At 37.1% G+C, this 25,973-nt stretch carries 28 protein-coding genes; 15 read left to right on the forward strand and 13 right to left on the reverse strand.

Going from position 1 to position 25,973, the window contains the following annotated elements:
* Positions 1 to 111 precede the first annotated feature (111 nt).
* From ACQKEZ_RS11945 to ACQKEZ_RS11955, 3 genes are all read right to left on the reverse strand, one after another.
* Positions 112 to 384, reverse strand: coding sequence for a tyrosine-type recombinase/integrase (locus ACQKEZ_RS11945; RefSeq protein ID WP_427301029.1), 273 nt, complete (start codon positions 382 to 384; stop codon positions 112 to 114).
* Between the two features lie 318 nt (positions 385 to 702).
* Complete coding sequence (locus tag ACQKEZ_RS11950) at positions 703 to 1,026, reverse strand: hypothetical protein (RefSeq protein WP_427301031.1); 324 nt, start codon at positions 1,024 to 1,026, stop codon at positions 703 to 705.
* A gap of 80 nt (positions 1,027 to 1,106) precedes the next feature.
* Entirely contained in the window at positions 1,107 to 1,277 is a 171-nt protein-coding gene (locus ACQKEZ_RS11955) for a hypothetical protein (RefSeq protein ID WP_234710333.1), read from the reverse strand.
* Positions 1,278 to 1,370: 93 nt separating this feature from the next.
* On the opposite strand from ACQKEZ_RS11955, the gene ACQKEZ_RS11960 reads away from it, so the two are divergent.
* From ACQKEZ_RS11960 to ACQKEZ_RS11975, 4 genes are all read left to right on the forward strand, one after another.
* The gene (locus tag ACQKEZ_RS11960; protein WP_427301033.1) at positions 1,371 to 1,769 is read left to right on the forward strand and encodes a hypothetical protein; all 399 of its coding nucleotides are present in this window, start codon (positions 1,371 to 1,373) and stop codon (positions 1,767 to 1,769) included.
* Positions 1,770 to 2,570: 801 nt separating this feature from the next.
* Positions 2,571 to 3,014 carry a GNAT family N-acetyltransferase gene (locus ACQKEZ_RS11965; protein ID WP_427301035.1) on the forward strand — a complete coding sequence of 148 codons (444 nt, stop codon included), beginning with the start codon at positions 2,571 to 2,573 and terminating at the stop codon, positions 3,012 to 3,014.
* 437 nt (positions 3,015 to 3,451) lie between these two features.
* Entirely contained in the window at positions 3,452 to 4,033 is a 582-nt protein-coding gene (locus ACQKEZ_RS11970; protein WP_427301037.1) for an undecaprenyl-diphosphatase, read from the forward strand.
* 161 nt (positions 4,034 to 4,194) lie between these two features.
* Entirely contained in the window at positions 4,195 to 4,890 is a 696-nt protein-coding gene (locus tag ACQKEZ_RS11975) for a hypothetical protein (protein WP_427301038.1), read from the forward strand.
* Between the two features lie 139 nt (positions 4,891 to 5,029).
* Here the strand turns inward: ACQKEZ_RS11975 and ACQKEZ_RS11980 are convergent, their stop codons facing one another.
* Positions 5,030 to 5,296: a LacI family transcriptional regulator gene (locus tag ACQKEZ_RS11980; RefSeq protein WP_427301039.1), complete on the reverse strand. Its 267-nt coding sequence runs from the start codon at positions 5,294 to 5,296 to the stop codon at positions 5,030 to 5,032.
* Positions 5,297 to 5,617: 321 nt separating this feature from the next.
* Between ACQKEZ_RS11980 and alr the strand changes: the two genes are divergently transcribed.
* Positions 5,618 to 6,799 (forward strand): alanine racemase, encoded by a 1,182-nt coding sequence (alr, locus tag ACQKEZ_RS11985; protein WP_427301041.1) that lies wholly within the window; start codon positions 5,618 to 5,620, stop codon positions 6,797 to 6,799.
* A 362-nt stretch (positions 6,800 to 7,161) separates the two neighbouring features.
* On the opposite strand, the gene ACQKEZ_RS11990 is transcribed toward alr, so the two are convergent.
* Positions 7,162 to 8,274 (reverse strand): NAD(P)-dependent alcohol dehydrogenase, encoded by a 1,113-nt coding sequence (locus ACQKEZ_RS11990; RefSeq protein WP_427301043.1) that lies wholly within the window; start codon positions 8,272 to 8,274, stop codon positions 7,162 to 7,164.
* A 214-nt stretch (positions 8,275 to 8,488) separates the two neighbouring features.
* Between ACQKEZ_RS11990 and ACQKEZ_RS11995 the strand changes: the two genes are divergently transcribed.
* The 3 genes from ACQKEZ_RS11995 (at position 8,489) to hag (ACQKEZ_RS12005) (ending at position 11,549) form a co-directional block, all read left to right on the forward strand.
* On the forward strand, positions 8,489 to 9,103 hold the full coding sequence (locus ACQKEZ_RS11995) for a TetR/AcrR family transcriptional regulator (protein ID WP_427301044.1): 615 nt from the start codon (positions 8,489 to 8,491) through the stop codon (positions 9,101 to 9,103).
* A gap of 338 nt (positions 9,104 to 9,441) precedes the next feature.
* Complete coding sequence (hag, locus tag ACQKEZ_RS12000; protein WP_427301046.1) at positions 9,442 to 10,323, forward strand: flagellin Hag; 882 nt, start codon at positions 9,442 to 9,444, stop codon at positions 10,321 to 10,323.
* Positions 10,324 to 10,727: 404 nt separating this feature from the next.
* Positions 10,728 to 11,549: a flagellin Hag gene (gene hag / locus ACQKEZ_RS12005; RefSeq protein ID WP_427301048.1), complete on the forward strand. Its 822-nt coding sequence runs from the start codon at positions 10,728 to 10,730 to the stop codon at positions 11,547 to 11,549.
* A gap of 58 nt (positions 11,550 to 11,607) precedes the next feature.
* Here the strand turns inward: hag (ACQKEZ_RS12005) and ACQKEZ_RS12010 are convergent, their stop codons facing one another.
* The gene (locus ACQKEZ_RS12010; RefSeq protein ID WP_427301050.1) at positions 11,608 to 13,083 is read right to left on the reverse strand and encodes an FAD-dependent oxidoreductase; all 1,476 of its coding nucleotides are present in this window, start codon (positions 13,081 to 13,083) and stop codon (positions 11,608 to 11,610) included.
* A gap of 302 nt (positions 13,084 to 13,385) precedes the next feature.
* Positions 13,386 to 13,757 carry a DUF5412 domain-containing protein gene (locus ACQKEZ_RS12015; protein WP_427301052.1) on the reverse strand — a complete coding sequence of 124 codons (372 nt, stop codon included), beginning with the start codon at positions 13,755 to 13,757 and terminating at the stop codon, positions 13,386 to 13,388.
* A gap of 252 nt (positions 13,758 to 14,009) precedes the next feature.
* Here ACQKEZ_RS12015 and ACQKEZ_RS12020 point away from each other — a divergent pair, with 252 nt between their 5' ends.
* Positions 14,010 to 14,633 carry a poly-gamma-glutamate hydrolase family protein gene (locus tag ACQKEZ_RS12020; RefSeq protein WP_427301054.1) on the forward strand — a complete coding sequence of 208 codons (624 nt, stop codon included), beginning with the start codon at positions 14,010 to 14,012 and terminating at the stop codon, positions 14,631 to 14,633.
* Here the strand turns inward: ACQKEZ_RS12020 and ACQKEZ_RS12025 are convergent.
* Positions 14,624 to 15,220, reverse strand: coding sequence for an ImmA/IrrE family metallo-endopeptidase (locus ACQKEZ_RS12025; protein ID WP_427301055.1), 597 nt, complete (start codon positions 15,218 to 15,220; stop codon positions 14,624 to 14,626). The two genes, ACQKEZ_RS12020 and ACQKEZ_RS12025, sit on opposite strands and share 10 nt — an antisense overlap.
* Before the next feature lie 408 nt (positions 15,221 to 15,628).
* On the opposite strand from ACQKEZ_RS12025, the gene ACQKEZ_RS12030 reads away from it, so the two are divergent.
* Positions 15,629 to 16,525: an N-acetylmuramoyl-L-alanine amidase gene (locus ACQKEZ_RS12030; RefSeq protein WP_427301057.1), complete on the forward strand. Its 897-nt coding sequence runs from the start codon at positions 15,629 to 15,631 to the stop codon at positions 16,523 to 16,525.
* Between the two features lie 221 nt (positions 16,526 to 16,746).
* On the opposite strand, the gene ACQKEZ_RS12035 is transcribed toward ACQKEZ_RS12030, so the two are convergent.
* The 5 genes from ACQKEZ_RS12035 to ACQKEZ_RS12055 form a co-directional block, all read right to left on the reverse strand.
* The gene (locus tag ACQKEZ_RS12035; protein ID WP_427301059.1) at positions 16,747 to 16,920 is read right to left on the reverse strand and encodes a type II toxin-antitoxin system SpoIISB family antitoxin; all 174 of its coding nucleotides are present in this window, start codon (positions 16,918 to 16,920) and stop codon (positions 16,747 to 16,749) included.
* Between the two features lies 1 nt (position 16,921).
* Entirely contained in the window at positions 16,922 to 17,665 is a 744-nt protein-coding gene (locus ACQKEZ_RS12040; RefSeq protein WP_427301060.1) for a type II toxin-antitoxin system SpoIISA family toxin, read from the reverse strand.
* 105 nt (positions 17,666 to 17,770) lie between these two features.
* On the reverse strand, positions 17,771 to 18,769 hold the full coding sequence (locus tag ACQKEZ_RS12045) for an inorganic phosphate transporter (protein ID WP_427301062.1): 999 nt from the start codon (positions 18,767 to 18,769) through the stop codon (positions 17,771 to 17,773).
* A gap of 15 nt (positions 18,770 to 18,784) precedes the next feature.
* Positions 18,785 to 19,402 (reverse strand): DUF47 domain-containing protein, encoded by a 618-nt coding sequence (locus ACQKEZ_RS12050; protein ID WP_427301064.1) that lies wholly within the window; start codon positions 19,400 to 19,402, stop codon positions 18,785 to 18,787.
* Between the two features lie 202 nt (positions 19,403 to 19,604).
* A complete protein-coding gene (locus ACQKEZ_RS12055; protein ID WP_427301066.1) occupies positions 19,605 to 20,066 on the reverse strand; it encodes an ASCH domain-containing protein in 462 nt (153 codons plus the stop codon).
* A 228-nt stretch (positions 20,067 to 20,294) separates the two neighbouring features.
* Here ACQKEZ_RS12055 and ggt point away from each other — a divergent pair, with 228 nt between their 5' ends.
* The 5 genes from ggt to ACQKEZ_RS12080 all read left to right on the forward strand — a co-directional run bounded on the left by ggt (position 20,295) and on the right by ACQKEZ_RS12080 (position 25,897).
* A complete protein-coding gene (ggt, locus tag ACQKEZ_RS12060) occupies positions 20,295 to 22,046 on the forward strand; it encodes a gamma-glutamyltransferase (protein WP_427301068.1) in 1,752 nt (583 codons plus the stop codon).
* A 326-nt stretch (positions 22,047 to 22,372) separates the two neighbouring features.
* The gene (locus ACQKEZ_RS12065; protein ID WP_427301069.1) at positions 22,373 to 23,410 is read left to right on the forward strand and encodes a sulfate ABC transporter substrate-binding protein; all 1,038 of its coding nucleotides are present in this window, start codon (positions 22,373 to 22,375) and stop codon (positions 23,408 to 23,410) included.
* 11 nt (positions 23,411 to 23,421) lie between these two features.
* Positions 23,422 to 24,267 carry a sulfate ABC transporter permease subunit CysT gene (cysT, locus tag ACQKEZ_RS12070; protein WP_427301071.1) on the forward strand — a complete coding sequence of 282 codons (846 nt, stop codon included), beginning with the start codon at positions 23,422 to 23,424 and terminating at the stop codon, positions 24,265 to 24,267.
* Positions 24,268 to 24,272: 5 nt separating this feature from the next.
* Positions 24,273 to 25,151: a sulfate ABC transporter permease subunit CysW gene (cysW, locus tag ACQKEZ_RS12075; protein ID WP_427301073.1), complete on the forward strand. Its 879-nt coding sequence runs from the start codon at positions 24,273 to 24,275 to the stop codon at positions 25,149 to 25,151.
* Between the two features lie 8 nt (positions 25,152 to 25,159).
* Positions 25,160 to 25,897, forward strand: coding sequence for a sulfate/molybdate ABC transporter ATP-binding protein (locus tag ACQKEZ_RS12080; RefSeq protein WP_427301075.1), 738 nt, complete (start codon positions 25,160 to 25,162; stop codon positions 25,895 to 25,897).
* The last annotated feature ends 76 nt before the right edge of the window (positions 25,898 to 25,973 follow it).

Raw genomic sequence — 25,973 nt, forward strand, 5'->3', positions numbered from 1 at the left:
CCTGTTTCGGATATTTGATGGGTTCACTGGTGTTCCGTATTGTGTACAGAAGACCAAATCCTAATCTTTATATATGTCAGCGTATTTTTCTTTTTCTTCGTCTAATTTAGCTTAGTGCTCTTTTAATATTTTAAGAGCTTTATCCCCTAGATCGATACTTCTATTACCAGCTTCGGTTTTAGCTCCAAGAAACATCTCTTTAGCATCATGGGACATCACTTGTTTAACTGATAAGTGTTTGTGCTTAAAGTCTATATCCTTCCAGCGCAGTCCTAAAAGCTCTCCTTGTCTCATTCTAGTGTGTAAAGCTATATAAAACAAACAGTATAGTCGATGATCTTTATCGCCATCCAAGAATGTTTTGGCTTCAGCTTCAGTCCGCACATTTGTCTCACCTTTTTTCATCTTCGGGAGTGTTGCTTTGTCACATGGGTTCTTTTTAATTAATTCATGATCAATTGCATAATTAAAACATCCGCTAATAACATCAAAAGCTTTGTCTATCGTTTCTGGGGCATAACCTATTTTCCCTAGTGAATATGCACATCGATAAAATGGTCGCTGATGAAAAAGGGGCTAATAATGCTTTAGAAAATTCCAATTTCTTTTTTCTTTCATTCACAATAAACAAGTATGTCCAGAAAGGGGAGAGGTGTATATATGTAAATGATGGTAATAAAAAAGACCTTCAAATGAAGGCCATTAATTAAATTTCTTCTTTAATCCATCCATCATATCCGCAGCATAAAAGGATTGTAAAAGCTCATCTACATTGATTTTCTTATCCTTCTTGCTTAGAAATTGATTGATGATATTTTCATATTCTTCTCTAGTGTTTCCTTCAATATCTGAAAGGTTTAATTCTTCGCCAAAATGTCTAATGAACGCTGTCCTTGTTATGTCATATGCCTTTTTGTTTTCTTCTTCACAGGTGCAAAATGCTCCTGAGAGAGTGATTAGGAATTGAACGTCTTCATCGTCTAAACCATTGGCTTTTTGGAACTGAATGAATTGATTTTGTGACATATGTAGTCACCATCCTTTTGTCTCACATTAATGTAAGTGGTCATTTGTGAAACTACCTAAAAGTATTCACTTCAATCCCATTAAGTAGAGTCATTGTTTGCTCGTTTTCTAGAAACGATGTTTAAAACAAGCAATAATATAAACAATATGCCTCCAATTATACCTGTGATTACTTCATCTTTTGTAGCGAAGTTTACAATAGTAATGATTAAAATGGCTAATGCGCCTAATAAGGATAAATTATTCTTCATAAAAATTCTCCTTTCTAGAACCTATTATATTATAGAGATATATTTACATGAATGGTAAAACTATATCATTCTTAATTTAATAGGAGGAATAGAATGAAAAAACTAAGAAATTGCGTCTACATAATAGTGTCCGTTTTTTTATTTTCAGTTCTTGCGCCAAGTTTTGCAAGTGCCATTGATACTGGTGTTTCACCTCCCACAAAAAATGAACGTTTAGCTGACGTTGAGATGTTTGATCAATCCGAAAAAGTTCTTAAAGCAATTGAGAATGTTCCTAATGAAGTATTAGATAAAGGAATAGAAGCAAGCGCTGAATGGTTTAAGAAAGAAACAGATTTGTTTGTGTCTATTTATTATGAGGATGGAGAAGGTTTTTTAAAGTTTGGGGGACTGGACCCTAATAACATTAGAACTTCTAATGTTGCAGGTTGTGTTACAGCAGTTGGCATTGCATTGGTAAACAATGTTCATTCACTAAAATTACTAAAATAAAGTCTGCTCTTAAGGTACTTGGTGGGACTGCTAAAGCTGTAAAAAAGATAAAAAAACACTATGATGAGTATCGCTATGGTGGTTTTTCAAGATATAAAGTTATGGATAAGGCTTTAAATGATGCATCAAAAGGTTTGAATAAAGATGTTAAGGCTGCCTTTTTAGACTTCTTTAGTTTGACAGGTATTGTCGCAAACTGTTTTTAAAGAAATTTATCTGTAAAGTATGCTCAAACAAGCGAGAAATAACTCGCTTGTTTTTATTTTGTTTTCTCTTCAATTCGTGCTAAAGATTCCACAATCTTGTCTAAGCGTTTATTGACAGTTTCAAAGCCCTCATTCTGCTTTATTAATAGGTATTGTTTCAATGAACTCAATTAATTTCTCAAAAGTAGCAACTGATCGTCATACAACGGTAGTACCACAAAAAACTGGTTAAAACACACGATGATCGACCGAAAAACAACGTTTGTGGAGAAAAAGAAGACATTAATAACGTAAAGACAAAATTAAAACTGCTTTCATAAAAGAGCTTCTATTTGTGAGATGTGACTTGACTATCGGAGTCACATAGAAGTTACAAAAAAGAGGAGACACTATTTAATGTGACGCCTCTTTTTCTTTTCCCTGTAATATTTCGCAAATAGATGTCGGTACGGATTTGCTGACTCATATCCAGCAATCATCGTTAAATTTCGACAGTCTAACTATTGACGATAGAAAGAGGGGGAAAATCACAGATGCTGTAAGAACATTAACTTTGTTTGATGTATAATTAAAATCTAACAGGGAGGGATTTCAAATGGAAATATATCAAGCGACCAATGAAGATTTAGAAGGGGTATCAAAATTATTTAATTTATATCGCATGTTTTATGAACAAACATCAGATTTAGAAGGTGCGAAGGATTACATAAAAGAACGTTTAGAAAACGAAGACTCTGTCATATTTGTTGTTAAAAACAATCAAAGGTACGTAGGATTTACACAACTTTATCCTACTTTTTCATCAATCTCGATGAAAAAAGCATGGATATTAAATGATTTGTTTGTCGATCCAGAAGCCAGAAAAAAAGGAATAGGAGAAATGCTTTTACATAAGGCGAAAGATTATGCTATTGAAACAGGTGCCAAGAGCATAAGTCTGAGCACAGCACCAGATAATTTTTCTGCACAAAGACTGTATAAAAAAAATGGATATGAACAAGATACACAGTTTTATCATTATGAATTAAATTTAACTTAATGTTCAGTATGATATGTTCATGAAGAGCAAAGGCATATTTAAAATGGCTATGATTATTGTTGTCGGGAGTTCTGGTTCGGTAAATGGTTTAATTGCTGCGCTTTGTATGTAAGGAGTAATAGTGTTAGTAAAGTATATTACCAATGGGGAAGTTTGGGATTTTATATAGCTAAAAAGGAACCACTTTTTAGCTCGCACTCAGTTGGTATCATCACTGAAACCCTTTCGTAGCAAGGGTTTTTTTCTTTTTTAAAGAATGATTTAATCTTGATGTTGTGAAATTTTTTTCAGATTGAAACAATTTAGTTTGTTTGTGATATGACAAAGTGGTGACAACAATGTCACCATACACATAAGATTTGTTCGTTTAATCGATTTTGGGAAACTATTTGCTCATTTATACTTCTTTAATAAAAGCAAAAAAAGGAGTTAAACGAATGCAGGAATTTAACGAAAGGGTCTTTAGAATCATCAACAACCTCAGTATAAACTATGAAGGGATTAATTTTATATTGATAGGACTAGCTGAATGGACAGTTCAAATTTTAGCAATCATCCTTCTTTTTATGTGGTTTAAAAACAGGAGCTATGAAAATCGAGTCATGATCATTTCAGCTGGGGTAACATTTATCATTGCGGAATTACTCGGGAAAATGGTTGGAATGCTATATGCAAATCAGCAACCTTTCGCAGAAATGAGTAACGTGAATCTTTTAATTGAAAAAGAAGTCAATAATTCCTTTCCGAGTGATCATACGATATTCATTTTTTCTATTTGTGTTATGTTTTGGTTAAATAATAAACGAAACTTGTTTTGGCTAGTCATTGCCAGTGCGGTGGGAGTGTCAAGAATTTGGGTAGGTGTACATTATCCTTTTGATGTTCTAGCTGGTGCGGCGATTGCTTCCATCACTGCAATCGTTGTGTTCAAGTTCCCACTGTTTAAAAATTGTGTCATAAAAATTTTATCCTTTTATGAATTCATTGAAAAGAAATGTTTAGGTCAGAGATATAAATGAATGATTCTTGGGCGCACTGGTTCGAACCGGATCATCACACGGTAGGAAGATGTTGATTTATCGACACTCCTGCCGTTTTTTAAATGAATAAAAATTCCTCATGCTATACTTTGAATAGATCAAAATGCAACCGGATTATAATGGCTGATAGGGGGATTGTCGTGTTTATGGTTTTAGGACTGGTGATAGCTTTTTTCATTGCTTTCTTAGGGTTCATTGTTTTTATAGATGTAGGTAATGGTTGGGGGCCTGTCCTCTGTATCATTGCTGGAATTGCAACTTTAGTGATAACTGGACGATTACAAAGAAAGAGAGAACAGAACGATTCAAATGAAAGGTTAAACAAGATAATGACAATTTTGAATCAAGATGGATTTGAGTCATCTCAGTATTTTATTACACAAACTTTTGACAAAGCATTTGCGATTGACGAAGAATCAAAGAAAATACGCTTTTTGGAAAATCAATCTGGAGATCGAGGTAACTTATTTCGCAAATATACATTTCAAATAACGGATCGCCTATTCAAAGACATCCTTCAAGTCGAAGTATTAGAAGACGATGTACCCATTAGAAAGTCATCTGAGGACAGTTTAGCTTATGACGGTGAATCTACAAATAAGGTTTCAAAGCTTCAACTAAGAGTGGTAGTGGATGACAAACATAAATCAAGTCTTACATTAACCTTTATACAATTTGAATCACCTGTAAGTAAAGACAATGATGAATATCTAGTCATAAGGGAAAGAGTTCAAGAAGCTTACGATTATATTGAAGAATTTTTAAAGATTCATCATATAGAAGAAAGAGGACAGACCGACGATCTCGTTACGCTAGCCAGTAAGGAGGACTTTTAACATTGGAGTCATATAAATGAAGAGTCACAGATTTATGTGATTCTTCTTTCTGTTTTTCTTGTGTAATTGGTCAATCGAAGCAGAAATGAAAATTCTGCCCCAAAATTCAATTGAGGCAGAATCAAAAATATCTTTTTAATTATTCGTAAACGTAGCAAGTACTATTTATGACAGTGACACAATAATATACTTCGTGGTAAGATTTACCATTTGAATCTCTAAACCAAACAGTTACTTTACCCACACCATTTTCATATCCATTCCAATCAAATTGATAGCCTGTTTTATGCTTGTCCCTAATAGGAATTAAATTCGGTGCTGCATCTGCAGGTAATCCAGAAGAAAATAATAAAGCTCCAGTGAATACAACTGCTCCCACTATTTTTTTGATTTTTCCCTTCATCATAAAAACATCTCCTCTTTCTATTTTGTTTTTCTATTAAATCAATGTTTAATAGATAATTAGATGATAACACTTCAAATGTGAAAAAAATGTCATAAAATGTCTTATTATTTAAAAATTCAAAATATATCCATATTTAGTTGATTAATAGTGGGATTGGGCTTAAAAACTCTTTTGGAAAGCCTGAAATAAGGTCCAGTTTCCAGGCACATCCTAGTATTTCAATATATGTTGTTGAATGTTTTCCATTAAATATGAATAAAGATAGACGACCGCTGTAAAGCGGAATGAATTAATGATTTCATTAGGAGGAAGGGAGTATGAATGAAAAAACTGTGCCGGGAAGTATGGATTGAGGTTGACCTTGATGCAATTAAACATAATTTGCGAGCGATTCGCCAGCACATTCCGCGCAAGAGTAAAATTATGGCTGTTGTTAAAGCAAATGCCTATGGTCATGGATCTGTAGAAGTGGCGCGACATGCACTTGAGAACGGGGCAAGTGAGCTAGCTGTTGCAAGCTTGGAGGAAGGAATCGTGTTACGTAAAGCAAAGATAAAGGCACCGATTCTTGTGCTTGGTTTTACACCGCTTACATGTGTCGAGAAGGCGGCTGTCTGGAACATTGATTTATCGGGCTTTCAAACAGATTGGATAAAAAAAGCGAATCACATTTTAGCAAAGGAAGAAAGCTCGAAGCGACTGGGAATCCATATTAATGTAGATACTGGAATGGGCCGGTTAGGCTTACGCACAAAAGAAGAGCTTTTAGACGTAGTACATGCATTAGAGGAAAGCGAATATTTAAGGTGGGATGGGATATTTACACATTTTTCAACAGCGGATGAACAAGATACTGAGCTAACGATATTGCAGCACGATAAATTTTTGAGCTTTCTCCGCTTTCTGAAAAAACAAGACATTTCATTACCAACTGTACATATGAACAACACGGCTGCAGCGATCGCCTTCCCAGAATTTAGTGCGGATATGATTCGTTTAGGTATTGGTATGTATGGATTATACCCTTCAGCATATATCAAACAATTGAACCTAGTACAGCTTGAACCAGCATTAAGTTTAAAGGCCCGAATCGCATATGTAAAAACGATGGTAACAGAACCCCGAACCATAAGCTATGGTGCGACATACATCGCAAAACCTGGGGAAATAATTGCGACACTTCCGATCGGCTATGCGGATGGTTATTCTCGTGCTTTATCCAATCGCGGGTATGTTCTTTATCGCGGAAGGCGAGTCTCTGTGGTAGGAAGAGTCACAATGGATATGTTCATGGTCAGCTTAGGTGAAAGTGAAGGGAAACAAGGAGAAGAAGTTGTGATTTACGGACAGCAAAAGGGAGCTGAGATAACCGTGGATGAAGTGGCTGCGATGCTAAATACGATTAATTATGAAGTCATATCCACATTAAGCAGGCGAGTCCCTCGTTATTATAGAAGAGATGGTGAGATATTTAAGGTATCAAGTCCGGTGCTGTATGTGTAAAGGGATTAAGAGCAAATAACAACAGTTAAAGCCAAAATAACATAAGTTTTCTTAAAGATTTCGCATCAATCGTTCGGAATATATTTCCATTTTTGAAAAACGAGTGGATAAATCCATGCTTTAGAAACGGCTTCTGAAAACACACAGTGTGGTATCTCTCTTATCCAAATCGCTGAAGGTGAATTGACTGAAAATCAGTCAATTCTTCAACGTGTTCATGGACCTTAACCCCCTTGCATAGCAAGGGGGTTAAAAACTGCTTAAAAATCCTAAAATACCTTTGATATTTTCCTCACCTAAACCACAAAACTTGTATATTAAGTGTTTTCAAGATAAGGACTTTAATCAATTAGGATACTTGTTTATGCTTGATACTCTTTATCTAAAATAAGGATTGGCTTAATCGTTGAGCCGTTTTTAGAATCTTCAAAAGCTTGTTCAATGTTCTCTAATTCGTAGAATTTTGCTAGTTTCTCAACTGGGAATTGTCCGTTTTTAAAGAACTTCACTAGTTTAGGAATGAATAATTGTGGAACGGCATCCCCTTCAATCACACCTTTTAATGTGAGAGCGTTCAGCATTAAATCATTAGTCACGTTAAATGTTAAATCACGTTTACCTACCGCTACTGTTGCACAAGTCCCTTTGACACGTAGGCAGTGGAGTGCAGCTAGTGTTACTTCTGGTACACCAGTTGTTTCAAATGAGAAATGTGCACCTTTGCCTTCTGTTATTTCCTTGATTTTTTCAGCTGGATTCTCATGTTTACTGTTGATGACATGTGTTGCACCTAATTCTTTTGCTAGTTCAAGCCGGCTATCATGGATATCAACTGCAATAATTGGATCACAGCCTGCGATTTTTGCTGCCATTAATCCGCTTAAACCAACAGCACCTGTACCGAATACAACTAAACTTGTACCTGGTGCTGGAGCGAGAGAATTTAAGACAGTACCGCTTCCCGTCATTAAGCCACAACCGAATGGACCTAAGTAACGTAAATCAATATCTTTGTCTACTTTTACAACGTTTTTCTCATCAACTGTTGAATATGTGCCAAATGATGATTGTCCAAAAAATTGAGATACATCTTGATGATCATGTGTATGAATAGGCGTTTCATTATGCTTATTTCGACCTGAGAAATTTAATGGAATCATGTTCTCACATGCGCCTGCGTTCCCATCTAAGCAGTTATGGCAGTGACCGCAATAAGCGAATCCCAATACAACGTGGTCTCCTTCTTGAACGGTGGTTACATTAGAACCTACTTTTACTACAATGCCAGAGCCTTCATGTCCTAATAAAGCTGGACGTGGTACAGGGAGCGTGCCATCTAATACTGTGGCATCAGTATGACAGACGCCGGATGCAACTACTTTGACAAGCACTTCATCTGCTTTTGGGTCATCTAGTAATAAAGTTTGTTTCTCGAAATCTTTTTCATTTGTTGTGACCATTGCTTGAAATTCCATATCATGTGCCTCACTTTTCGTATATTATGGTATTCTATTAAAGATAGTTAAAATGTCACATAATTTTCATTTGTATGTGACTTAAGTTGATTGTAAGATGAAAGGTTGTTCATATCAATCAGCAAAAAAACATTTATGTATGGGTTTTCAACACAATAGAATTTTTGTATCTCTATTCAACATTTTTTTAAAAGTGTCTAAAAGGAGGGTGCAAATGATTAAAAAAGAGGATCGACGTGTTGAGCGAACAAAAGAAACACTGCGTCAAACTTTCAAACTGCTTGTGAAAGAAAAAGGGTACTCTCATGTAAAAGTGAAAGATATTGTTGAAAAAGCGAACTACAATCGCACGACGTTTTATGTGCATTACGACAGTAAAGATGAACTTGCAACGGATTTTATCCATCGTGAAATGGTTGATTTTGAATATGAATTTTGCAAGCCAACTCGTGAAAATCCACTTTTGGATTTAACTAGAATGAAACCAGAAGGCACTAATGTATTTCAATATATCGTCGGAAATCGTGACTATTATGATTTATTAGTGATGAAAGACCGTGTACCTCAAATTCAAGAAATTTTACTGGAGAAGTTGCAATACATTTTCCAGAATAGAATGTCGTTTGTCAGTGATCAATATGAAGAAATCAACGACAGTTATTTTATTCAATATCGTTCATATGGCATCTTTGGATTGATTCTTGAATGGATCAGAAATGAGTACAATGCTTCACCTTCTGAAATGGCACGTCGCATTATTAATTTATTATATATTCAATCCTCACTCATGATTCAGTTAAAAGACGAGAGAACCATCATGAAAACCTAATCCTTATTTCATAGATTGCAAACAGACATCTGTAAAACGTGATGAAAATTTTTATAAGATGTTTGAAAGTCATGCAATTGATAGTAGAGCTCATTTAGATTATTTAATCAGAGACTTAAGTTGTTGAGTTATTTGATCTTTTAGTTGTGAATAAGAATGATTCCCCTTAAATTACCTTAAAAAAGTATGTGAAAAAAATCATAATTTTGCATTTAAGTGCTAAACTTTCGATAAATGCCTCCGATAATATAATTGTCAGGGTTGATAAGCCCTAGAAGGAAGGACTATTTTCAGACAAGGATGTCTGTTAGGTCCCAAACACATGGAGGTAATAGGAAATGAGAATTAACCACAATATCGCAGCACTTAACACATTGAACCGTCTTTCTTCTAACAACGGTGCAAGCCAAAAGAACATGGAGAAACTTTCTTCAGGTCTACGAATCAACCGTGCAGGGGATGACGCAGCAGGTCTTGCTATCTCTGAAAAAATGAGAGGACAAATCCGTGGTTTAGAAATGGCTTCTAAAAACTCACAAGATGGTATCTCTCTTATTCAAACAGCTGAAGGCGCATTGACTGAAACTCACTCAATCCTTCAACGTATGCGTGAACTAACTGTTCAAGCAGGTAATACTGGAACACAGCAAACGGAAGATTTAACAGCAATTAAAGATGAGATGGATGCGTTAATCGAAGAGATCGATGGTATCTCTAACCGTACTGAGTTTAATGGTAAGAAATTACTTACTGGTGACTTTAAAGCTGGTGCTACTCCTGCAACGGATCTAATATTCCAAATTGGTGCAAATGCTACGCAGCAAATTAAAGTAAACATCGAAGAAATGTCATCTACTGCACTTGGAACAAGCGCTGCTTTAAATGTTAAAACATTAGATGTAACTGAATTTGCTACTAATGCACCTGATACCGCAGCTGTTGGCTATGATGCTCAATTAAAAATTGTTGACGATGCAATCAATCAAGTATCTTCTCAACGTGCTAAACTTGGTGCAGTTCAAAACCGTCTAGAGCACACAATCAACAACTTAAGTGCTTCTTCTGAAAACTTAACAGCTGCTGAGTCTCGTATCCGTGACGTTGACATGGCGAAAGAAATGAGTGAGTTCACGAAGAACAACATTCTTTCTCAAGCTTCTCAAGCAATGCTTGCTCAAGCGAACCAACAGCCACAAAACGTACTTCAATTGCTACGTTAATTCAGGAGGCCCCTTTTATGGGGCTTTTTTTTATGCAATGAAATAGTGTTTCTACTGAATAAATTGTTCTTCCTCTCATATTTAATCAATCATGCTCCTACTAAAACAAAAATTCACGTATGTAACGCAATATTCCACAACATGCTATGTCATTCATAAAATGCTATTTCCAATTTTTATGATTCTAAAAGACTCTTTCTAATGGATGAATAAAGACTCTTAAGTTTTCCATACTCTAGCGAAACGACCATATAAAATAAGTATATTTCCTTATTTATTCCTTTTTTGTTAAACAAATTCCATGATGGTTCGATAAATAGATTGTAAGGCTTACAAAAAAATTCTAATTTAGAACTTTTGGACAAGGATGTCTATTAGGTTCAAACACATGGAGGTAATAGGAAATGAGAATTAACCACAATATCGCAGCACTTAACACATTGAACCGTTTGTCTGCAAACAACGGCGCAAGTCAAAAGAACATGGAGAAACTTTCTTCTGGTCTTCGTATCAACCGTGCAGGAGATGACGCAGCAGGACTTGCGATCTCTGAAAAAATGAGAGGACAAATCCGCGGATTAGAAATGGCTTCTAAAAACGCACAAGATGGTATTTCTCTTATTCAAACAGCAGAAGGTGCATTAACTGAAACGCATGCAATTCTTCAACGTATGCGTGAATTGACTGTTCAAGCTGGTAACGTTGGAACTCAGCAAACAGAGGATTTGTCAGCGATTCAAGAAGAAATTACAGCACTTCTAGATGAAATTGATGGTATCTCTAATCGTACTGCATTTAACGGTAAGAACCTTTTAGATGGAAGTGTTGAAGATGGTTTCCAATTCCAAATTGGTGCGAACATTGATCAAAATATTAATGTTAAAATTGGGAAAATGGATGCAGAAACTTTAACAGTAAGAGACATTAAAGTAGATGATGATGCATTCAACTTCGATACTGAAGTAGCAAAAATTGATGCAGCAATCGGTGAAGTATCTACACAACGTTCAGCACTTGGTGCGGTCCAAAACCGTTTAGAGCACACAATCAACAACCTTGGCGCTTCTGCTGAGAACTTGACAGCTGCTGAATCTCGTATCCGTGATGTTGACATGGCGAAAGAAATGAGTGAGTTCACGAAGAACAACATTCTTTCTCAAGCTTCTCAAGCGATGCTTGCTCAAGCGAACCAACAGCCACAAAACGTACTTCAATTGCTACGTTAATTCAGGAGGCCCCTTTTATGGGGCTTTTTTATGTTCATACAAAAAAAACGTACACAAATCAAGTGTACGTTTTGATGATTTTTTTAAGTTGAAAGTCAGGAACAGCCTCGTCTATGAGCTCTTCTTCTGTTTTTTTGCTTTTTTGTTTCCACGCTTCCCACCATTGCTTTGTATCTCCAGTCTCATCTCTTTTAATCATGTCATGCAAATGTTCAAGGTTGATGATTTCCTTCGGTTCTTTTAAGAAAGAGTGCATACTGTGATAGGCTTCAAGCAGCTTCGGTTGGTTTGTTAGAATGGCGTGCTGTACATACCGATTTAAATATTCTTGTACGAACTCTATATGTGGAATAGGGTGATGGGCTGTTAATTCAACTCCATTCCATTGAAGGTCTGCAATAGCACAAAGCCACCAGCCAGGTTCAATGGCTTTTTGCATGTGCCGCATGACGGTTGGTTCAAAGTTTTCAATTGGTTCTTTTAGTGATTTTTTTAACATTTGTTCAAGTGTATGGGCTTCGAGTGCCGCTTTTGTCATGCCCTGACCATGAATCGGATCAAGCGTACAAAAGGCGTCACCCATGACTAACAGTCCACTCGGCCATTTTGGCATTTGCTCATAATGCTGTCTCATGCAAAACTGCACTCGAAATCCTTTAGGTGGTGTACAAGGAATCAAGTGTGAAATAGCTTCTGCGATAGCTGGATGGGAAAGTGTTGCTATTTCTTGTTCGAATTTGTCATCCTCTGTCGTTGGATAGTGTGTGCCGCCGGCAGCAGAGAGGAGAACAACTGCCATATTGTGATCAATCAATTCAAAGAGTCCAGTTGGAATTTGTTTATCAGGCTGTCCCAATACAACCATTGCTTGTGTTTTTCGCGCATTAGGTGGGATTTGATAGTAGCGGGTACTATAGCCAAGAGAAACCTTTAGTATTTCAGGTTTGGGTAGCTCCAGCCCTCTTTCTAATAACCACTTTTGTAATTTTGACATACGCCCACTTGTATCAACGACAAGATCGGCTTTTAATGTTTTGAGTTTTGCTGGTTGATGGTGACGGTCTTTGACTAGCAGTCCATTTACTCTCAAGTCATCTTCTCCAAAAAGAAGTGATACAGCCTCGTGTTTTGTGAGAAATTGAACATGAGGTAGTGCAAGAAGTCGCTGTGAGATGACCCATTCCAGTAATGCACGTCTTGTTACAGCTGTTTCCTCAGTGTCGGTCATATGAAGCTCGCCATCTTTTGTAATGAACCGAGATGTTTGGTGCTTCGTGTTAAATCCACCCATCTTAAGAAGTTCCTCAGTATAACCAGGGAAAAGTTGTTCTATTATTTTTTTCCCAAGTGGTAGAACCCGATGAGGGTGAAAGGCTTGAGGTGTCCCCGCTCGATTACTTGGATGAGCAGGTAGTTCATCTCGTTCAATGATGTAAATTTCTTGATAAAAATTTGATAATACTTTTGCAGTAAACATTCCTGCAATTCCAGCGCCGATGACAATTGCTCTGTGTCTTTTCATCATGTTTGTCATGACATGTTCCTCCATTTATAAGTATCACTCACATGTTTATATGGTCATTTCATCATGTATTGATTCGCTTATTATATCAAATCAATCAAATAAATGAAAAATTTTTTGCTTTTTGAATAAATACCGTAAAGGAGAAGGTCTATATTATAGCAACTCATTCTTAAAAGCTTTCTGGAACGTGTGAAGTCATTGAGAAATGAACACCTTTGTCAGTCAAAGAAACGAAAGACTTTGTACAAAAAAACATGTTATGAGAGAAAAGAGAAAAAACGAATCAACTATATGATCCGTTTTTCATAAGATTAGTCCTTTCGCTTTTTATCGAAACGATAATCATAAGTTTCCCCTTTTTCAATATTAAGCGCCTGATTGCCAATCCGTACTGTATCATCATTTGACCATCTAATATGAGGATCTAAATCAGGATAATTCCAATAAATGGTTTTCTTTTTGTGGGTTTTTTGGTTTTCAATTTCTGCTCGTACTGCGTTGTCTTTTAATTTGCCTCCATTATGTTTGTAAGTATTCACAATGTATGCTCCGTCGGGCGAGGAAACGGAGCGAATATATGTGCCGTTTGAAACACCTTGAAGGGAAAAGCATTTCCAATAAATAATGCCAGTGAAGCTAATCAGTAAAATGAAAAGTGTGATCATGGTTTTCTTTTTAATCATGGATTCCTCCGATTCTACCTTGCATTCTCTTATCATATGAAAGTGCAATTAAAAAGATTCATATGGTAAAAAAGTTCCAATTATATGATGGGTCGGATGACTTTTTCAGGAATTAAATACATATTATATTTTAACATGTTCTTATATAAATGAATCAAAAAATGGAAGAAAAACATGGTTTTTAAATAAATCTTTACAAATCAAATTGATATCAAGTAGACTAATGCTCATATGAGAAAAGGAGCGGGTGAAATGGAGCAATTGGTTGATACGTATCGAAATTTTGAAGAGCTTTCCGTTCATGAAGTAGAAGGGATTGATTATCAAATTCTTCATGAATGCAAAAATAATCAGTTGCTCATATTATCACCTCATGCTGGAGGTATTGAGTCCGGTGTAAGTGAGCTGGTGATTGAATTAGCTGAGCTGCATTCTATGTATTTGTTTGAAGGAATAAAGGTAACGGGAAATCATGTGCTACATATTACGAGCACAAATTTTAATGAGCCGACCTGTTTAAGTATGGTGCAATCACACCAATATACGTTTGCTCTTCATGGTTATGGAGAAACAAGTGTTAGACAAACGCTAGTTGGAGGAACAGACCGCCAAAAGGCAGCAGAGACAGCGCGATTGCTTACTGAGAATGGATTCCAAGCACTGCTATTATTGGAGTCTGATCGTTATTCGGGCACACATCCAAACAATATTAATAACAAATGTCTCACCGGTCTAAGTGTACAATTAGAAATTAGCCAAGCACAAAGAAGGGCATTTTTTGATGATTTTAGACGAAGCTACAGACGTAACACACAAAATGACTTATTCTATCGTTATACAGGTGTGTTAAAGCAGATATTTACACTTTATGAATAAGTATCAGCTTCTCGTTCTTCTCTCATTGTCTGATAGACCGCTTCTTTTTCTGCTACTTTATCAGCTGTTTTACACTGCTTGCGTGAAAAATATAAGGCAAGCTTTTGTTGAAATTGAATGCCAATTTTTCGTTGTTCGAATAATGTCAGTCGTTTTTCAGCAAATGCTAGTGTGACATGAAATCTTTGAGCAATATTCTGGACGGCTTGTTGCCGAAGGTACGGGAGTTTCATTTGAAGTAACTGATACGTAGGTACACAAAAATGATACATAAACTGCTTCGCTTGAAATTCCTGTAAATCTCGAAATTGCTTGTTCATTTCAAAATGATTGCCTGTATGTTTTAGTACATGACAAAGCTCATGTGCAAAATCCTCCCATTGTTCCTCTGAAGAAGCATATCTATTCAAGACAATGCTATACACACCTTGATGTTTAATCATCATGCTCCCTGTTTCCTCGTAGTGAATCCAAATGTTTAATTCGGTAGCGATCTTATGCATATTCATATATGCTGGGCCGTCTAATTGAAGTCGTGTGTAAAGCCGCTTGATGTCCTCTTCTAAATGGGTTAAAAATCTAGTCATTTTAAAACCTCCAAGCAAACGTATGTTCTATTTTTATTCTAAAAGAAAAGTCCGAACTGGACTACGTGGTTAAATAAATCAATCTCATAATATGTATATCGGTATATTTTTTACAATTTTAACATAAAAACAGAGTAATTTTGGAATTAGTTCCTGTTTTTTTTAGTCTATTCTGAGAAAACTCGTTTACACGATAAGACGGTTAACAAGCATCTTTAATCTCTCCGTTATCTGAATCTATGTCTTCTTTATTGAAGGAACAGATTGGATCTAGTGCAACAAATTGTATCACAAAAGCAATATTGATACAATTTGTTTCAGTAAATTCCTTGTCTTACACTTGCCACCTATAAGTGAAAATGATAGATACAAAATGTATCGGAAATCGGAAATAGGGGAGTGGAGGACATGGTCCAAATTTATCAAGATTTTATCCCTGTCGGAAATGGAAATAGACCGGGGTATAGAATGACACCAATTTACTTGACCGTTCACAATACGGCGAATACCTCAAAGGGGGCTGATGCTAAGAATCATGCCGCTTATGTTAAGCGCGCAAATACAGCGGTTAGCTGGCATTTTACAGTGGATGACCATGAAATTTTTCAACATTTGCCTTTAAATGAGAATGGTTGGCATGCGGGAGATGGTCATGGGGATGGTAACCGTAAATCGATTGGAATAGAGATTTGCGAAAATGAGGATGGGGACTTCAAACAGGCGGTGAAAAATGCACAGTGGTTGATTCAAAAGTTGATGATAGAGCATAATATTCCGCTTTCAAATGTGGTTACACATCAACATTGGTCTGGGAAAGACTGTCCTCGTAAGTTACTAGCGAGCTGGGCTGAATTTAAAGCGGGTATTGGATCTGATGAAAATCCAGGGACAGTAGTGACTTATGTGGTGAAAAAAGGCGATACATTGACAAGTATAGCTAAAGCTTATAACGTGACGGTTAGCGACTTGCAAAAATGGAACAATATTACCAATCAAGATTTCATTCAAGTAGGACAAGTGTTGAAAATTTACCAAAATATAAAAGAAACCATCCTTTTACCAGACGGCATCTTGAAGGTAACGAACCCTTTGACAAAAGGGGACCATGTACGTATGGTACAAAAAGCACTCGTTGCTGTTTATTTCTATCCAGATAAAGCAGCTGAAAATTTTGGAGTAGACGGGGTTTACGGAGAAAAAACGGCGAATGCTGTCTCACGTTTTCAGCTAATGAATGGACTTGTCAGTGATGGTATTTATGGTCCGCAAACGAAGGTAAAGCTTTTAGAACAGTTAAATAAGTGAGTTTTTTTGTTTATATTGTTTCATGACTTGCTCGCTTTTTTCATTCATTTTAAGAAAATAGGGGGAAAACTGAAACGCAGCAAAGTTCACATATTTTATTTTTTTGATTTTCTTTTTCACGTCATCACCCTAATTTTTTTTGCAACATGTTGTGATATGATATGCAGTCATATGAAAAAATGGAATAAGGACGCGGATTCGTTCCGCGTCCTTTAGTGTGATCATGCTTTTTTATTTTTATACACATCTATTAGCTGTTCATTTTTTTTGAAGAGACGTTCTGTATGTGGACTTACTTTATAATCTGCCATGCTAATGTGTGTTTGTTTCTTTAAAATTTTAAATGGATTTTTACGTGAGCTATTATTTTTATCTCCTTGGAGTGCGTGCTCCATCTCATTCACCTTCCTCTTCGTCAGGCAAGATTAGGTCATAAATACTAGTTAATGAAGTGATCAGCAGGTAGTCAAACTCTGTGACAATGTCATCTGATGTGAGTTTAATGACAAAGTGTACATCTGAAACTGAAAAAGGAATGAGGACAAGCTTGCCAAAATCATCATAAAACACTTCTTGCCGTTCAAGTTTTGCCTGAATAGAAAATGGTTGTTCAAGTGTCCGGAGCAGGTCGTCTTTTTGTTCCTGAGTTCCGTATTGACAAAGCACAGCCTGAATGTTCATCTTCTCAGCAAATGTACGGATTAACCTCTCAATGCCTTCTACATAAGCTTCTATACTTCCATAATATACATGAATCGGTTCATTTTTCAATAGGTACTGATACGTTTTTAATTTATTTAGGTAGGAATGTAATAAATCGTTGTTTTCTTCAAGAAGTTCATGTGTATCGGTTTCTAATTCGTGGTGACCAAGCTTTTTAATATAAGAACTAAGAAAAATAAAGGCATCGGTCAGTGCAAAAAAGATGGCGATAATCAAGTAATGCATCCAGTCTGTAAAAATAGATTCTGGATACTGAGTCCAATAAACGACGGCACCTACTACATAAATCAGATACCACGTTTTGCGAATCGCAAACATCTTTTCTTTCACCTTTTGCTCAAAACGCCAAACGGCATAAACATATACAGCAAGTGCAAATAATAAAAACCAGACGGTGAATTGAAAAAATAATAGCATGAACGCTCTCTCCCATAGACAAGTGAATAACTCTTTACTTCTATGGATATGTTTGGAAACCCTGCTGCATGAAAAAAACTGCCTGAGCGAATCAGGCAGTTTGGATTAAAGAAATGTATTTAAAACGAGGTAGATAAGAGCACCTAGCGTCCCAGAAATCGGTAACGTGATAACCCATGTCACTAACATACGTTTTGCTGTTCCCCAGTTAACACCTTTTACTCTATGAGCTGAACCTACTCCAAGGATAGAAGAAGAGATCACGTGAGTTGTACTAACTGGTAGGTGAATAAACGTGGCACCGAAAATAATTGCAGCACCTGTTAAGTCGGCAGAAACCCCATTTACCGGGCGGATTTTCATAATTTTTCCACCGACAGTTTTGATGATTTTCCAACCACCAACAGATGTTCCAAGTCCCATCGCTAATGCACAAGAGAATTGTACCCAAAATGGAATATCATCTGTTGTGTGCAAGTTCCCTGCGATGAGTGCCATCGTAATAATCCCCATGGCTTTTTGAGCATCGTTTGTACCATGAGTATATGATTGTAGAGCCGCTGTCAAAATTTGAACACGGCGGAACTGTTTGTTCGTTTTTGCGAGATTGTTGTCTCTGAAAATAATTTTAATAATCGTATATACAATATAACCGACAACAAATGCAAGGACAGGTGAAATCAATAGTGCTTGAATGATTTTAATGAACCCCGAATAGTTCAAAGCGCCAAACCCGGCAGATGCAACTACTGATCCAGCAATAGAACCAATCAATGCATGGGATGAACTGCTCGGAATCCCGTAATACCAAGTAAGCAAGTTCCAAAAAATTGCTGCGAGAAGCGCCGCTAAAATGACGACAGAACCATTTTGAAGTGTAAAGGGATCAGCAATGTCTTTTGTAATTGATTTTGCCACACCCGTGAATGTCATCGCCCCTACAAAGTTCATAAGGGCAGCCATAATGATGGCATGTCTTGGTTTCAACGCTTTTGTTGAAACTGATGTCGCAATTGCATTTGCTGTATCGTGAAATCCGTTAATGAAATCAAAAGCCAGTGCACAAACTACAATGAGTATGGTAAGGATAACTAATGTGTCCATTTTATACTAACCCCGTTACGCATTCTTCATAATAATTGTTTCTAAATTGTTGGCAACACTTTGACAGGAATCAGCGATTTCTTCAAGTGTTTCATAAATTTCTTTGTATTGAATGACCTTGATCGGATCTGTTTCTTTGGCGAACAAGTTTTTAAGTGATTTACGGTGAAGATTATCACAGTTATGCTCAATTTCCTTAATCTTAATTGCGTGCGGATGAATATCTTTTAAGCGATTATCAGCAAGTAATTCAATTGTTGTTAAAATTTCTTTTGCACATTCTCTGATATAATGACTGAATTTATCAATATGTTCATCAGAAGTTGTAATGGAGTAGATCTCCATTGTTGCTGAAAATTGTTCGATCCCATCTAAAACATCATCAAGACTATTCGTCAGTTGAAGAATGTCCTCGCGTTCAATCGGTGTAATAAAGGCTTTGTTCAGCTCTTTAATCATTGTATGAACATGATTGTCACCTTTTGTCTCATATTCCTTCAATGTGTCAGAAAATTCTTTTAGAGTGGTTTGATTTGTTACTTTATAGCTAACAAAATACTCAGCAGTTTCATCTAAATTTTTAGCAATTTCCATTAATAATACGGAAAACTTGTCTTTTTTTCTTTTTAACATGTAAAAACCCTCCATTGTATAAATGAGACAATGCACACATCAAATAATTATATATTCTTTTGTCGAAAAAAAACAGGTGTAGTCGAAAAAAATTCTTCAATTTTCACGATATCTCATATTCCAATCTTATTTTGACCTAAAGACAAAATATAAAACACCTTTTTCAAAAAGGCATAGAAAACATAAAAAAAGAGGAGTAATCCTACTCCACTACGTCTTCGGAAAGTGAGTGAACTAATTGAAAGCGCTCACAAACGACCAACATATTTTCCTGAAATTCTCGGTGAAATTCTTTTAATGCTTTAGTAAAAAAGTTTATATGTTCTCTTCGCCAATATTCATATGATAAATCTCCTTCACCTTCAGCACGTGCAAAGGATTCAGGGACTTCGTTCATCGGCACAATGTCAATATGTGTCGTTTGGATGATGGCTTTAGGTTCATCCTTACTATTCAGAATGATACTATAATCGCCTACCTGTGGAAGCGGTTCTTTCTCTATTTCATAAAAAACATGGCCAGAACATGTCGCTGTTTTAATTCCCATTTGGACAAGGTGAAGCAAGTGATCTGGATTTGCTCCAAATTGCCAGGCAGTCACCTGATTTGGTGCTTTCTTTTCTCCCCAAAAAGCCTGCCAATATGCTCTGCTTTTTTCATTCATGTCGCACGTCCTCCTATTCATTCTTTCATTATACCTTTAAAAAGAAATTAAGGGAATGACGTGACTTTAATCCTCATTTAAGAATGAGTCATATGAACCCAAAAAGGTATTTTTGGTAGTGATAAATAGGATGATAGGATTAAAAAATTTGAAATTTTTGAATAATCTATTGATATCTGGTTAGGAAGTAAGTAAGGTGAAAGTAAGAATATGGAAGGGGTGTTGTTGATGAAACGCATTTCTCTAGCTGTTTTGATCACATGTCTGTTTGTTTCCTCTTTTTTCTTACCAATCAGTCAAACAAAAGCGAAAGAAAGTACAGGTAACAAAGTCTCTGTTGGTAGAGATGGAATGGTCGCTACTGCTCATCCATTAGCGTCTGACATTGGGGCTGAAGTATTAAAAAAGGGCGGAAATGCAATTGATGCCGCTGTAGCCATTCAATATGCACTGAATGTGACAGAACCGATGATGTCTGGAATCGGTGGGGGCGGTTTTATGATGGTCTATGATGGTAAGACAAAAGAGACATCTATCATCAATAGTAGAGAACGAGCACCGCTTGGGGCAACGCCTGATATGTTCTTAACAGATGCGGGAAAGGTCATTCCATTTGCAGAAAGGTCGACTCATGGAAATGCAGTTGGTGTACCTGGAACGGTCAAAGGTCTTGAGGCTGCTTTAGACAAATGGGGTACACGTTCCATGAAGGAACTGATCAAACCTTCCATTAAGCTAGCGAAAGAAGGTTTTCCGATTGATTCAGTTCTTGCCGAAGCGATTGATGATCATCAGGATAAACTGAAAAGAACTGCTGCCGCTTCTATTTTCCTTCCAGACGATAAACCACTACTAGAGGGAGAACTTCTCGTTCAGCCAGATCTTGCAAAAATGTTTAAGTTAATTGCTGAAAAAGGTAGCAAGGCATTTTATGAAGGAAAGGTAGCAAAAGCACTTGCGGATACTGTACAAGATTTTGGTGGTTCCATGACTAGCCAAGACATAAAGAACTACGAAGTGACGACTGACAAGCCGATCTGGGGCGATTATAAAGGATATCAACTTGCAAGTATGCCTCCTCCTAGCTCTGGCGGTGTATTCATGCTTCAAATACTCAAAACGCTTGACCACTTTAATCTATCACAATACGATGCCAAATCATTCGAGAAATATCATTTACTCGCAGAAACGATGCATCTCTCCTATGCAGATAGAGCCGCATATGCCGGCGACCCCGAATTTGTAGATGTTCCACTTAAAGGCCTATTAAATGAAGATTACATTTCTGAAAGAGCCTCACTCATTCAATTAGATCGAGTAAATCGAAACCCTCAAGCAGGTGATCCATGGCAATATGAGGATGAAAATAATCAATCACCTATTGTCCCACAGCGAGACGATAAAACCATTGGCGAAACGACCCATTTTACAGTAGCAGACCAATGGGGCAATGTTGTCTCATATACCACAACCATTGAGCAGTTATTTGGCACAGGGATTCTTGTACCTGAATACGGATTCTTCTTAAATAATGAATTGACGGATTTTGATGCGATTCCTGGTGGTGCTAATGAAGTACAGCCGAATAAACGTCCACTATCAAGTATGACTCCGACCATTATTTTTAAAGATGATAAACCAATTATGACAGTTGGTTCTCCTGGTGGGACAACAATTATTGCTTCTGTTTTCCAAACCATTTTAAATTTATTTGAATATGAAATGGAACTTCAGGATGCAGTTGAGGAGCCGAGAATATACACGAATAGTCTGACTTCCTACCGATATGAGGTAGGTGTACCGCTCGATGTAAGAACAAAATTAAATGATCTTGGTCATCAATTTGGCGCCTCACCAATTAACATTGGGAATGTTCAAGCGCTGCTCATTGATCGAGAAACAGGAACTTTTACTGGTGTGGCTGACTCAACTAGAAACGGAACCGCTGTCGGTATAAATTTAAAAGTGTCAGCGAACTAAAGAAAATTTCCCGGGAAAGAAGCGCTCAATTCAGGGCGCTTCTTTTACATTTAAACAGGCTCGCCTTAACAAGCTTTCGATCTAGAGTATAGTTCTTTCAATAGAAAGAAAAGAAGTGGAATTTTTTAAAACATAGTTGACACCTAAGAATACTTTGAAATATTATAGAGGCTATCATCAATCATATGTAGCTGATCGGACAACCGATGGCTCTTGGCACGGAAGTACACATTTCATCTGTACTCTGCCTTTACCTGCGGAGAATGTTTTTTGTTTGAAAAAGCTGCACACTACATGTTGTGAGAAAGGGGAGCGGGGAGATAATCATGAAAAAATGGAAATGGGCAATGGTGGCATCGGCCATATCAACGATTGTCTTAACGGGAGTGGCATGCTCAAATGCGAATAATACGTCAAGTGAAAAGGGTAAGGTTGAATTATTAAACGTTTCTTACGATCCAACACGTGAACTTTATCAAGAATATAACAAGAAATTTCAACAATATTGGAAAGGTAAAACAGGAGAAGATGTGACGATTAAACAATCTCATGGAGGATCAGGAAAGCAAGGGCGTTCCATTATTGATGGTTTAGAAGCAGATGTTGCCACGCTTGCACTTGGCTATGATATTGATGCGATTGCTGATAGTGGACTCTTGGCGAAAGAGTGGCAAAAAGAATTCCCAGATCAATCAACACCATATACATCGACAATTGTTTTTCTTGTGAAAAAAGGAAATCCGAAGAACATACAGGATTGGGATGATTTGTTGAAATCAGATGTATCCATTATTACGCCAAATCCAAAAACGTCTGGTGGTGCGAGATGGAATTATCTTGCGGCATGGGCATATGCAGATAAAAAATATCACGGTAATGAAGAAAGAACAAAACATTTTGTGAAAAAGCTTTATGAAAATGTAGAGGTCCTTGATTCTGGTGCACGTGGTGCAACGACAACATTTGTAGAACGTGGTATAGGGGATGTTCTAATTGCTTGGGAAAATGAAGCATACTTAACATTGAATGAATTAGGTAAAGACAAATTTGAGATTGTATCTCCTTCCATTAGTATTTTAGCAGAGCCGCCAGTAGCAGTTGTTGACCAAAATACGAAACGGAAGGGGACAGAGAAGGTCGCAAAAGCATATTTAGACTATCTGTATTCTGAAAAAGGACAGGAAATTGCTGCTGAAAACTACTATAGACCAAGAAACAAGGAAGTGCTGAACAAATACAAAGACCAATTCGAGGATATTGATATGGTCACAATAGATGATCCCTTTGGCGGCTGGCGTAAAGCACAAAAAAGATTTTTTGATGACGGTGGTTTATTTGATCAAATTTACAGTGGTCAAAAATAGGAGGCAAGAACATGAAGAAAGGACATGTAGCTGCCAATAAGAAAACACGATTTATTCCAGGTTTTGGTATGAGTCTAGGGATCACACTTGTTTATTTAAGTGCGATTGTCATCATTCCATTATCGATGGTATTCATATGGACGGCTTCCCTTGGCGGAGAGGGGATATGGAATGTCTTTTCAGATCCAAGAGTAGTCAAATCATTACAACTGACCATTAGTACTTCCTTTTTTGCCGCTATAACGAATGTGGTGTTTGGTGTTTTAATTGCATGGGTGCTGGTCCGATATGCTTTTCCTGGTCAAAGGGTTGTAGATGCGCTCATTGATCTACCTTTTGCATTGCCAACAGCTGTTGCGGGGATTGCATTAACAACGTTGTATTCACCAAATGGTTGGATTGGTCAATTTCTTTATTTTAAAGTGGCATATACACCAATCGGTATTGTGCTAGCCCTTGTTTTTATTGGTATCCCGTTTGTTATTAGAACTGTACAGCCAGTGATTGAAGGTCTTGAGCGAGAGGTGGAGGAGGCATCGGCTGTTTTAGGCGCAACAAGAGGGCAAACGTTCTTTAAGGTGCTTTTGCCCACCTTGTTTCCAGCAACGATGACAGGTTTTTCACTTGCCTTTGCTAGGTCTCTTGGGGAATACGGATCTGTTGTGTTTATTGCTGGGAATATTCCTTTTAAAACGGAGATTACGCCACTCATTATCATGACAAAACTGGAGCAATATGATTATAAAGGAGCGTCAGCAGTTGCTTGCATGATGCTGCTGCTCTCGTTTTTAATCTTATTGATCATCCATTTGTTTCAGTGGTATGTTCAGCAAAAGAAGCGTTCTAGAGAGGGGTGAGATCAATGTCTGGTATCATCAGAGAATCATATAACGAGAGGGAAGCAGTCTTTGAAAGTCCGGTTACAGAGTCAAAGAGTGTAAAAGTCATACTCGTTACCATCGTTTATTTGTTTTTGACTTTCTTTTTACTTATTCCATTGATTGCGGTGTTTGCTAAAGCTTTTGAAAAAGGGCTATATTCGTATTTTCAAGCGATTGCACAGCCTGACACCTTGTCAGCAATTAAACTAACCTTACTGATCCTGATGATCACAATCCCTGTTAATGCGATATTTGGTATGAGTGCGGCATGGTTGATCACAAAGTTCGAATTTCGTGGAAAAAGTCTATTGACGACATTGATTGATATTCCCTTTGCCGTATCACCTGTAATTGCCGGATTGGTCTTTGTCTTATTATTTGGCTCAACAGGTCTTTTCGGATCGTGGTTGATGGCGCATGGGTTTAAGATCATCTATTCCTTGCCAGGGATGGTGCTGGCAACATTATTTGTGACGTTTCCCTTTATCGTAAGAGAACTTATTCCGTTTATGCAAAATGAGGGAACTCATGAGGAAGAAGCATCTCTTACCCTTGGGGCAAGCGGTTGGAAAACATTTTTTCTTGTGACGCTTCCGAACATCAAGTGGGCACTCTTTTATGGGATCATTTTAGCGGGAGCCAGAACTATAGGAGAATTTGGTGCGGTATCTGTTGTGTCAGGACACATTCGTGGAGTGACAAACACGATGCCACTTCACATAGAAATTTTATATAACGAGTATCAATTTCAAGCTGCTTTTGCTGTTGCATCACTCATGGCGTTTGTTGCTGTCATCACATTGATTTTAAAGGCAGTCATACAGCGCTTTGATAAGCGGCTTGGCACACGGAATGGCTGAAAGGAGGAATGAACTTGGGTATTACAGCAAAAAACATTTCGAAGCGTTTTGGTCAAACGAACGTATTAGATCATGTTGACTTGACAATAAGAAATGGAGAACTCATTTCCTTGCTTGGTCCTTCTGGGTCTGGGAAAACCACCTTGCTTCGCATAATTGCAGGACTTGAGTATGCCAATGAGGGTCGTATATTGTTTGAAGACAAGGATTACACGGACATTCCAGTTAGGAAGCGCCAAATCGGTTTTGTGTTTCAACAATATGCACTCTTTCAGAATATGACGGTGTTCGATAATATTGCCTATGGACTCAAAGTAAAACCAAGAACCGAAAGACCTTCAAAACAGGAGATAGAGACACGAGTTCATGAGTTACTTGAAGTCATACAACTTGAAAATTATAAAGATCGTTATCCAGAGCAGTTATCAGGTGGCCAAAAACAGCGTGTGGCTTTAGCACGAGCACTTGCAGTGAAGCCGAAGGCACTTTTACTTGATGAACCTTTTGGTGCTTTAGATGCTAAAGTAAGAAAGGAATTGCGCCATTGGCTTAGAAAAATTCATCAAGAGTTTCAAATGACGACAATCTTTGTGACACATGACCAAGATGAAGCTTTTGAGATTTCGGACCGAGTCGTTGTGATGAATGAAGGGAAAATTGAGAAAATCGGGACAAAACAAGAAATGTATGAGGAAAAAGACAACCACTTTATTTCTGAATTTTTAGAAATGGGTAGTGGTATTTAACAAAGATGAAATGGACTTCTCATGTAGCCTATGGCTACATCTTTTTTATTTAAAAAAGTTTACTAGGGATATTGAC

The sequence above is a fragment of the Bacillus sp. NPDC077027 genome (assembly GCF_050269555.1).
GTDB lineage: Bacteria > Bacillota > Bacilli > Bacillales > Bacillaceae > Bacillus.